Origin of the sequence: Streptomyces sp. sk2.1, assembly GCF_008120935.1 — a bacterium.
In the GTDB taxonomy this organism is placed as follows: Bacteria; Actinomycetota; Actinomycetes; order Streptomycetales; family Streptomycetaceae; genus Streptomyces.
In genome coordinates this window covers 1-2027 of sequence record NZ_RDBO01000307.1, presented here as the reverse complement: position 1 = coordinate 2027, position 2027 = coordinate 1, and the positions used below count along the sequence as shown (strand labels likewise).

Genomic DNA, 2027 nt, shown 5'->3' with positions numbered 1-2027 from the left:
CGCCAACGCCGAGACCGAGCGGGCCAGCGCGCTCGAAGGCCGCCGCAGGCTCGCCATCGAGGCCGCGTCCGCGCCCCGGGAGCTCCCGGCCGCGCGCAGCACGCCGACGCCGGGCGCCTATCTGCGGGCCGCCCAGGCGCTGGAGGACCTCTCGCGCAACCGGGCGCTCCAGGAGGCGCGCCGCTCCTCGGTGTCCCGGGCGCGCTCGGCGAGATCGCGCTTCCTGGCCTGCTCGGCGGTGCGGCGCGCCTCCTGGAGCGCCCGGTTGCGCGAGAGGTCCTCCAGCGCCTGGGCGGCCCGCAGATAGGCGCCCGGCGTCGGCGTGCTGCGCGCGGCCGGGAGCTCCCGGGGCGCGGACGCGGCCTCGATGGCGAGCCTGCGGCGGCCTTCGAGCGCGCTGGCCCGCTCGGTCTCGGCGTTGGCGTACCGGCGCAGCAGCGCGGCATGCTCCCCGCGCAGGTTGGCGAGCTCCACGCGCTTGCGGCGCAGCTTCGTCTCCAGCCGGGCGCGCAGTTCCCGCGACTCCTCCAGGTCGGACTCCAGCTCGGCCAGCCGCTCCTCGGCCCGCCACTCGTCACCGGCACGGGCCCGGGTCAGCTCCGCGACCTGACGCCCCGCCTCCCGGTCCCAGCTGCGCATCAGATACGCGCCGGTCACGGCGGAAGCCGCCGCGACGCCCACCAGAGCGCGCAGGACCAGGGGCTCGGCGAAAAACCAGGCGCCCCCGGCGCTCAGAACAGAGACCCCGACGACCACCGAAGGCGGAAGGATTCTGTGCAGAGGTGGCGAATGACGATGACGTCCACGTGGCATGGCCTGAAATTTACCGTGTGTACGGGGCACTTGGGGGGCTGCCCGGCAATCTGTTCTTGGTTGGTTACCTGACGGCCCCGGTCCTCTTGCCCGACGGCCCCCGTTCTCCCCGATTCCCGCTTCCGTTCCTACTTACCGACAAGGCCCTTCGACCGCAGATAGTCCCCGGCCACATCGGCGGGTTTTGCGCGCTCCGCGTCGACCTTGCGGTTCAGTTCCGCGAGATCCTCCGTGGTGAGCGCCTCGGTGAGCTTGCCGAGGGCGTCGGCGACGTCCTGTGCTCCCGCGTCCTTCGCATTGACCACCGGCAGTACGTTGTCCGCGTTCTGGAGCTTCTTGTCGTCCTCCAGGAACACCAGGTCGTAAGCGTCCAGCACCGCGTCCGTGGTCGTGGTGAGGACCAACTGGTCCTTGCCGTCCTTGACGGCCTGCTTGGCCTGCGGCGTACCGACTCCCTTGGGATCGATACCGGTGACGTCGATGCCGTAGGTCTTCTTCAGACCCGGTGCGCAGAACGGCCGCACCTCGCACTCGTCGCCCGCCGCGATCTTCACCGCGATCTTCGCCCGGCCGAGGTCGGAAAGGGTCTTGAGCTTGTTCTTCCCGGCGAATTCCCGCGTCACCGCGAAGGCGTTCTGGTCGACGGCCCGACCGGCCGGGAGCACCTTCAGTCCGCGCGGTCCCGCGAGCTTCTCCAGTGCCGCGACCGTGGCCGCCGGGTCACCGGAGGCGACCGGCTTCTTCGCCGCCTCCTTCGCGCCGTTCACCTTGGCATTGAGGAATTCGGCGATCGTCGCGGCGTATTCCGGGACGATGTCGATCTCACCCTTCTCCAGGGACGGTTCGTACAGTTCCCGGTTGGCCACCGTGGTGACGGAGGTGCGGTATCCGGTGTCGCGCAGGATCTGCGCGTACAGCTCCGCGAGCACCTTGGACTCGGTGAAGGAGGCCGCGCCGACGACGAGCGACCCCTTCCCGCCCGAGCCCGCGGAGCCGCCCCGGTCGCTCTTCTCCTTCTCCAGGCTGTCGCCGCCGCAGGCGGCGAGCGACCCGGCCAGCGCGACCACGCCGATGACCGCACCGGCTATGCGCGAGGTCTTGCTCATGGTTGTTGTTCTCCGTCCGCAGCCACAGGGCTGCATGGGGTGTGATCCGGGCAGGTCGGTACGAGGTGCGCGGGGCACGGCGGGGTGCCGGGGCGCACGGGGCACGGG

General features: G+C 71.1%; 1 protein-coding gene and 1 pseudogene. Both read right to left on the bottom strand.

The genetic code is table 11. The features are described 5' to 3' along the window. Positions 1–162: 162 nt before the first annotated feature. Positions 163–813 (bottom strand): annotated as a pseudogene (locus tag EAO76_RS44125) (hypothetical protein); the annotation flags it as partial. A gap of 128 nt (positions 814–941) precedes the next feature. Beyond that, the gene (locus EAO76_RS44120; protein ID WP_148841812.1) at positions 942–1919 is read right to left on the bottom strand and encodes an ABC transporter substrate-binding protein; all 978 of its coding nucleotides are present in this window, start codon (positions 1917–1919) and stop codon (positions 942–944) included. Positions 1920–2027 lie beyond the last annotated feature (108 nt).